Annotated in this window: 9 protein-coding genes; 5 read left to right on the top strand and 4 right to left on the bottom strand. The window is 55.5% G+C overall.

All coding sequences use genetic code 11. The features are described from left to right. Positions 1–180 precede the first annotated feature (180 nt). Both AACQ38_RS23230 and AACQ38_RS23225 read left to right on the top strand, forming a co-directional pair. Positions 181–321: a hypothetical protein gene (locus AACQ38_RS23230; protein WP_165579192.1), complete on the top strand. Its 141-nt coding sequence runs from the start codon at positions 181–183 to the stop codon at positions 319–321. Positions 322–750: 429 nt separating this feature from the next. Continuing rightward, the gene (locus AACQ38_RS23225) at positions 751–969 is read left to right on the top strand and encodes a hypothetical protein (protein WP_165579191.1); all 219 of its coding nucleotides are present in this window, start codon (positions 751–753) and stop codon (positions 967–969) included. Between the two features lie 30 nt (positions 970–999). Here the strand turns inward: AACQ38_RS23225 and xerC are convergent, their stop codons facing one another. Continuing rightward, on the bottom strand, positions 1000–1998 hold the full coding sequence (gene xerC / locus AACQ38_RS23220) for a site-specific tyrosine recombinase XerC (RefSeq protein ID WP_113026505.1): 999 nt from the start codon (positions 1996–1998) through the stop codon (positions 1000–1002). A 220-nt stretch (positions 1999–2218) separates the two neighbouring features. Continuing rightward, the gene (locus AACQ38_RS23215) at positions 2219–4879 is read right to left on the bottom strand and encodes a CHC2 zinc finger domain-containing protein (RefSeq protein WP_165579189.1); all 2661 of its coding nucleotides are present in this window, start codon (positions 4877–4879) and stop codon (positions 2219–2221) included. 115 nt (positions 4880–4994) lie between these two features. On the opposite strand from AACQ38_RS23215, the gene AACQ38_RS23210 reads away from it, so the two are divergent. From AACQ38_RS23210 to AACQ38_RS23200, 3 genes are all read left to right on the top strand, one after another. Then, positions 4995–5423: a helix-turn-helix domain-containing protein gene (locus AACQ38_RS23210; protein ID WP_242685676.1), complete on the top strand. Its 429-nt coding sequence runs from the start codon at positions 4995–4997 to the stop codon at positions 5421–5423. A gap of 87 nt (positions 5424–5510) precedes the next feature. Further along, the gene (locus tag AACQ38_RS23205; RefSeq protein WP_165579188.1) at positions 5511–5831 is read left to right on the top strand and encodes a SymE family type I addiction module toxin; all 321 of its coding nucleotides are present in this window, start codon (positions 5511–5513) and stop codon (positions 5829–5831) included. 14 nt (positions 5832–5845) lie between these two features. Beyond that, positions 5846–6043 carry a DUF7706 family protein gene (locus AACQ38_RS23200; protein WP_165579187.1) on the top strand — a complete coding sequence of 66 codons (198 nt, stop codon included), beginning with the start codon at positions 5846–5848 and terminating at the stop codon, positions 6041–6043. 74 nt (positions 6044–6117) lie between these two features. Here the strand turns inward: AACQ38_RS23200 and AACQ38_RS23195 are convergent, their stop codons facing one another. Together AACQ38_RS23195 and AACQ38_RS23190 are read right to left on the bottom strand one after the other, a co-directional pair. Next, a complete protein-coding gene (locus tag AACQ38_RS23195; RefSeq protein WP_162120794.1) occupies positions 6118–6384 on the bottom strand; it encodes a hypothetical protein in 267 nt (88 codons plus the stop codon). A gap of 10 nt (positions 6385–6394) precedes the next feature. Next, the coding region (locus AACQ38_RS23190; RefSeq protein WP_242685675.1) for an RHS repeat-associated core domain-containing protein at positions 6395–6997 on the bottom strand (603 nt) is incomplete at its 5' end.

Here is a 6997-nt window from a genome sequence, read left to right as displayed (position 1 = left end):
GAAGGGGCATCATCTCCGAGGCAGTCATACCCGTTGGGCAGAGCCAGCCCGCGCAGGGCATGGCTTTCACAAGGAAGCATTGCGACCATTTTGTCCCCGCCACTTTTTTTTCCCCGACGTGCCTTTTCAGGATGTGTGCACGCTACCGCCATACCCTGACGCCCTTATCCGGTCTGCACATTGAGCAGTATAGCGGCGGTGTTAGCTGCCGTTAACCCCTTGGGTGTATTTGCTGACGTGTTTGTACACCGCCTTTCAACCTGCCAGAACCGGGTTTTATCGATAACCCGTGGCGGCGGGGCAGCTTGTCTGCGCCGCTGACGCGGGTTGGCCGGGTGCGGGCTGGCGAAGCCCGCTTGTCGACGGGGTTCAGCGGGGAGCCCCCGCCCGCGGGGGCAGACGGGGCGGAGATGGCGAGTACGGGAACGAGCAAGGAGCCCGCGACTGCGAGCCGGACGCAGCCAGTGCAGCAGGGTTGGGCGGGGGCAATAAACCGCGGCCAGCTCGCTGGCCTGCCTTTAGGGCAGTTGACCCTGACGGCCTGACCGGCAACGGCTTAAAGCGGATGTTAACACCGGAGCCGCCAGGGAGGGCGGCGACTGCGGCGGCCGGTTTTAGCACGGCGGCTGACAGCGGAAGGCGTCAGCCTTGCGCGCCACGGGGGCTAAGAAGCTCAACCCGGCGGCCAGCCGCGCACCGGGGCTGAGGTAACCGCGCAGCGCCCTTCGGTGGGCGGCGCCGACATAATGTTTGTTAAGCGCGGCGGGCCGTTCAGGCCCATTGCGCTTAATGCCACATTATGTTCATTGGTGGCTGACCGGCAGCGGTGCTGACAGAGGACGCGGCGGTTTAACGCCGGGCGGGCACCATTTACCGCCGGTACGCCGAAGGCAGGCAGGCAGTCTGTGCGCAGGGACGCGCGCAGTCTGCCTTTCACTGCACCCCACGCGCTCACAGGGAACCGGCTAACCTTAAAGACAGTCCGGCAACATAGCGCGTTCAGACCGGCTTCGGGCTGTCCGGCTTAGCGCTATCCGCCTGCTTGTCGTCTGGCGGCGTGGCCTGCTTTGACTGCCGTTCTGCCGGGTGCGTCTGTTCATGCACGGCTTTTAAGTGACCGATAGCTACGCGCGTATAGATTTGGGTGGCGTCCAGACTCGCATGACCTAATATCGCCTGGATGTGCCGGGTATCCGCGCCGTTCTCTAACATCTGCGTCGCCATGCCGTGCCGGAACAGATGACAGCCGCCGGGTTTGTCGATGTCGGCGCGATGAAGGGCGTTGCGTACTATCTGGGTCATCGTGCCCTCAGCGAGCGCTTTGCCTCGCTGTGACACGAACAGATACCCCGGATCGGGTCCCCATATCAGGCGCGGGCGGACATCATTGAGGTAACGTTGCAGCCAGTGCTGTGCCGATTCGCCGAACGGCACCACCCGGTCTTTGCGCCCTTTGCCCTGCCGGACAAACAGCATGCCGCGTTCAAAGTCCACATCACTGACCTGCAACCGCTGGACTTCTGAACGCCGGATGCCGCTGCTCCACAGCGTTTCCATCACGGCGCGGTCACGCACGCTCAGCGGGTTATTATCGTCGGTCAGGCTCAGGACGTGACGGGTTTCCTGCTCACTGAGCATGCCCCACGGTAAACGCCGTTCCGGGCGCGGCAACTCCAGTTCCCGCGCCGGGTTATACAGCAGGTGTTGCCGCTTCGTCAGCCAGCTAAACAGATTACGCACACTGGTCAGCTTTTTCACGAGCGTGCTGGCCGTGAGGGGGCGACCGTGACGATTTTTCTGTGTAGCCAGTCCCCGCTGCCAGCTTTCCAGCTGGGCGAAGCTCACCTGCTGCGCAGTGGTGAGCCCCCGTTCGTCACACCAGCGGACGAACTCCATCAGGTTACTCCGGTAATGCGCCCGGGTTTCCCGCGTATAGCGCAGAGCGTCGAGGTGTTCAAGGAAGTGCTGGATGTGTTGTCTGAGTGTCGTTGATGCCATGAGAAGCTCCTGTCTGTGTGATAAGGAATGGGATTACGATGTGTTGATTTACTCTTCCCGGAACGGTGTTTTTGGGTGTTGTCCGACCGCTTTGCCGTGAAGCCTTGCAATGTCTGCCCTGGTGCTGACTTTGCGTATCCGACCGCCTGCCGACTGCCCCCCGACTGATAGGCGACCGCTGATTCTTTTACCCCGACCGGAACAAGTCATACCGGCCCTGTCACGGCACGATAAGGCCGCACAAGTGCGCAGTATCACGGTCTTCACCGTCAAATAGCAGTTCATAGGCGAACGTCAGCCCGCGCCGGTGCAACAACAGGTATTCCATTTCAACCAACCGGGCGAGATGGATTTTCAGTTGCGTATCGCCCCACTGCACCGTGTCGCGCAACTGTTTGCGGGTAAAAATCATTTCATGGCGCGGCTGGCCGCTTTCCCGTATCCATGCCTGTATCAGCATGAGTAACTTGCGCGTCTGCGGCGGCATTTCATCGAGCGTGCGGCCTAATATCTCGTGCGCCAGCTGATTGGCGAGCCGGATATCGTCCTGGGTCACTTCGATGTAGTCCAGCTTTCGGCCGCGATGTTCGGTGGTCTTGATTTCCCGCTGGTACTGATGCAGCAGGGCAATGCTCTGGATGAGCGTCAGGTACTTCATATGGTCACGGCGGGTGCGGGTTTTGTCAGACATAAAGGTCAGCTGATGCGCATACGGATTGACCACATTTAACGGTTTCAGCAACCGCTGGGCGTTCTGGTGAAGCGCGGTGAGATAGTCCCGCTCGTTCTCGGCCAGTAACCCTTCGAGTGTTTGTTTGTGGCGCTGCAACGTATGGATGGCTTCGGTCTGCTCACGCGATTCATTCACGGTCAGCACCAGACAGCGATTTAATAACTCTTCATCCACATCAATGGCGGTGGTGGTTAACATCAGCATGACCGGCCCTTTCACCGTGTAGCTTTTGGTCACCAGATTGCCCGTGGCTTCATCTTTGCCCGTGCTCGCCATTGTCAGCTCGCCGTCCGACTGCAACAGCTTCAACGCATAGGCGGCCTGCCGCACCCCTTCTTCTTCGGCAATGGCAAGGATTTTATGCTGGAGATTGGTTTCCCCCAGATAGAACAGGCTTTGCCCGGTCATAGCGCTGTACTGGAGGCGTTCCTCTTTTGGTATCAGGTTCAGCACGGCGTCCATCAGTGACGATTTCCCGGCGGCGCTGCTGCTCTGTATCAGGACGGCTAAGGGTTTGGGCAGTTTACGGCTCACCGCCGCCAGATAGGCCGCCAGCAGATTGGTGGATTCGCCGACCACGCCACAGGCGGCTAAATCGGACGTGATGCGCCCGACCAGTTGCGGGTCTTGCAACAAGGCCAGCGCGGTCTGCTGTTCATCGGCACTCAGGGATTTGCCCGCCTGAACGGTTTCTGCCGCGGCCCACGAACGTTGCTCCAGCACCAGTAATACCCGCCCCAGTTCACGCTTAATCAGCGTTTCCGGCAGGGCCAGCTCCTGAGTGGCCTGACGCACGAACCCCGCCCGGGCACGGGCGCTCAGGATATCGAGGCTGTCCACGAACAGCGCTCCGCTGTTTTTATCCACGACCTGCACATTGACCTTCATCACCGCCCCGATTTTCTGCGGTACGCCGCGCAGCCGCCATTCCTGCCCATCCTGCTGGATAACGATATCCCCGTTCTCTGCTAACGTGGTCACGACGCCCGGTTCGGGCACTAATGCCGCCGAAGAGACCGGCACGACCGCCGCAGTATTTGGGTCTGTCGGCGGCATTTTCGCCGGCTCACCGAGCCATTGTGCCGCCTCCAGTAACTGACCGAAGGCGTTTTCGGGGTTCGCCACCTCGCAGCTAAACCGATTGGCATCGCGGCCTTCGGGGAATACCACCCGCCAGACATCCAGCCCCGCCAGTTGCAGTGCTGCCGCCAGCGCGGCGGCGGCTTCATTGCCGGCTTTGTCATTGTCATAGGCAATATGCACCTGTCTGACACCGTGCTGTCGGAACGCCTGCCGGTGAGCGTCGGTGAAGCCGTGTACCCCATACGAACAGGTCACATGGCGATACCCCGCGCACCAGAAGGACATCGCATCAATCAGGGATTCACACAGAATAACCGAGGCCGAACCGGCCAGCCCCGCTTCATTCCAGACGCCGCCATGCGCGCCCGGCAGATACAGATGCAACGGCGTGCCTGCCCGCAGACGGTCTGTGATTTTGCGGCCATAGATTTCGTGTATCTGGCCGTGCATCCCGATAACGGGCACCACTAACGAGCCGCTGAAGTGTTCATGGCCGCTGTCACGCAGTAACCCGATTGCCTGAAGCTGAGAGCGGATTTCGGCCCCGGCTTTGAGTTTTTTATCCGGCAGCCGGTAGCCGAGCGTGCGGTTGGCAAAGCCGAGTTTAAAGTGGCTGACCAGTTCGGGATGGTCGAGGCGGCGTTTTTTCAGGTACTGCTGAACCTCCGGGGACGTCAGTAAAGTCTGATGATAGAACTCAACCACCCGGGTTAATAATGCCTGCCGCCCGGCTTCTTCTGCCACGGAGGGAACCGCCGGCAGCGTTTCCACGGCGGGGTTGGCCCCCAGTGCTCCTCGCAGCCGTTCACAGGCATGACGCAGGCTGAGCCGCTCGGTTTTCATCACCCAGTCCAGCACGGAGCCGCCGGCATGACAACCGAAACAGTGATACAGATTTTTGGCGGGTGACAGCACCATTGACGGGGTTTTCTCCTCATGGAACGGGCACAGCAGCACGTAATCTTTGCCGCGTTTAACCAGCTGTCGTCCCTGTTGTTCCGCTACGGCGACTAAGGAGACGGCGGCTTTCAGGTGCTGTAATTCTGCTTCGGGTATCCGGGCCATGTAAGCAGTCCTTATAAAATATTTTTCAATAAAGCATTTATGCTTGATAAGGTAGCTTCAAGGCTTTATCATGTCAAGCATGTAAAGTCGATATCAACGCACCGGAGCATGGAAGATGGCAGATAATTACGGCAACATAGCTCTATTTGATACCGTTATGATGACTGAGGTGCTTGATATGACAGCGGCGACAGAGACCGGATTTGCCCAACGTTTGCGCGAGTTACGCAGGCAAAAGGGCTTCTCTCAGTCTGAGCTGGGCAGACTGGCGGAGTTGCATTACACCCATATTGGCCGTTTTGAGCGGGGGACTTCCAGACCGGGAAGCGACACGTTAAAGCGTCTGGCGGATGTGCTTGGTGTGACCAGTGATTACTTGCTGGAAGGGGCTGCGACGGAAGCGGCTAAGGCAAGATTTGAGGACCGGGAGTTACTGAGACAGTTTCAGGCCGTGGAACAGCTACCGGAGGAAGATAAGGAAGTGATTAAGAAGTTGCTGGATGCTTTTTTAACTAAGAAGCAGTTACAGGCGCTGGCAAGATAAAAGGACACCCTTTGATTTAACGCGGGGCTAAGGTGCTACCAACACTTTAACCCCGCTCACCACAAGCAACTAAGAAGGAGTTGAATGATGGCTAAGGCGCATTCTAAAGCAGAAGCGGCAGTAAATAAAGCCGTGAAAACAGAACGTTATTATACGGTGGGCTATGTGCCGAACGGGAATAAGGTCAACAACGCCACCCCGGCGATACACCTTAAGGGGCAGTGGCTGAGACAGGCGGGGTTTAATACCGGCGGCCAGATTACGGTGAAGGTGATGGACGGTTGTCTGGTGCTGATTCCAGAGAGTGAAGTCACGCAACAACAGTATCAGCAGTACCAGCGGCAACAGGCCCAGCTGCGGGAGATTAAGCAGCAGATGCGGGCACTGATAACCGGTTTTGCGGGTTAAGGGGAGAGCATGAGATGACGATAGCGATTGAACATTTGCAGGACATTCAGTTAACCCACATTGAAGCACTGGCCTTAGCCCAACTGGTTAAGCGGCTGTGCTGGTCTGAGATACGGGCTTGCGCGGTGAATGATGAGGAAGCGTATCAGATTAAGGATGCCATCGGTAAGCTCCAGTCGGCGCTGGCTTACCGTGGGTATGCGCCAAGATAGATCATCAGAAAGCCGGAAGATCTCGAAAGATCTTTCCGGCTTTTTAATTACAAATATTTAATTTAAACAATGAGCTATGAGTTTATATATTTATCCAGCTCTTTTTCACACGTATACATTAGGCCAAGTACGGGATTGTCGTAATCACTATAGATTTCTAGATATCCTCTGGTCATATTCTTCACAAGATTGGCTTTTAACTCCCCTGATTCTAAAGATGAAAGCGTTTTTTTATAAAGCGTTATAATTGAATCCAATTTGTTTTCTTGTCTAAGTTTTGCTAGTGATTCCAAATCGGAAATTATATTTTTGACTAAACTTATTAACTCTTTATTATTCATGTGATTATCTCTATTTTGACGGAATAGATCTTATATTATTTATCCAAGATTGATCCCAATCTCTAGGCAAGAGAATTTGAGTTGCTTCCCCTTTGAGCACTGCTCCAGATTTTGTTGTTTGCGGTGCAACTTGACCTACATGAAGCGTAGTTCCTCTAGGAACTAATATTTGAGCTTCAAATTCCCTAGTATTTTTCCATTCAGGTAAAAGAGCGGCATCAATTTTGGCTTGTATGCGATTAGATGTCGGAAGGTCTGATACAAATGAACCACCCGGTTTAGCATTTCCACCATAAACACGGTATACGTATGTATCCTGAGTTGTGACTACAGTTTTATATTTACCGTCTTTAAAGGAATCAACTATCCAACCATCTAGTTTGGCTTTTTCAATTTCGGTATATGATGCATTTGAAAACAGTTTCCCACAGTTCTCACCCGCTAGTCCCAGAGGGTCAATCCAGTTTGCCGGATTATGCACGTAACTATAAGGACTTACGCCACCCCTTAAGTTTAGCGGATCTGGCGATAAGTACTGGCCTGTTTCCCTCTCGTAATAACGGTGCCGATTATAAAATAAACCGCTTTCCTCGTCTTCGTATTGCCCACAGAA

It is taken from the genome of Photorhabdus sp. RW14-46 (assembly GCF_963887965.1).
GTDB classification, from domain to species: domain Bacteria; phylum Pseudomonadota; class Gammaproteobacteria; order Enterobacterales; family Enterobacteriaceae; genus Photorhabdus; species Photorhabdus laumondii.
Note: the sequence above shows the minus strand (reverse complement) of the source record. Positions and strands in the feature narration are given on the sequence as shown.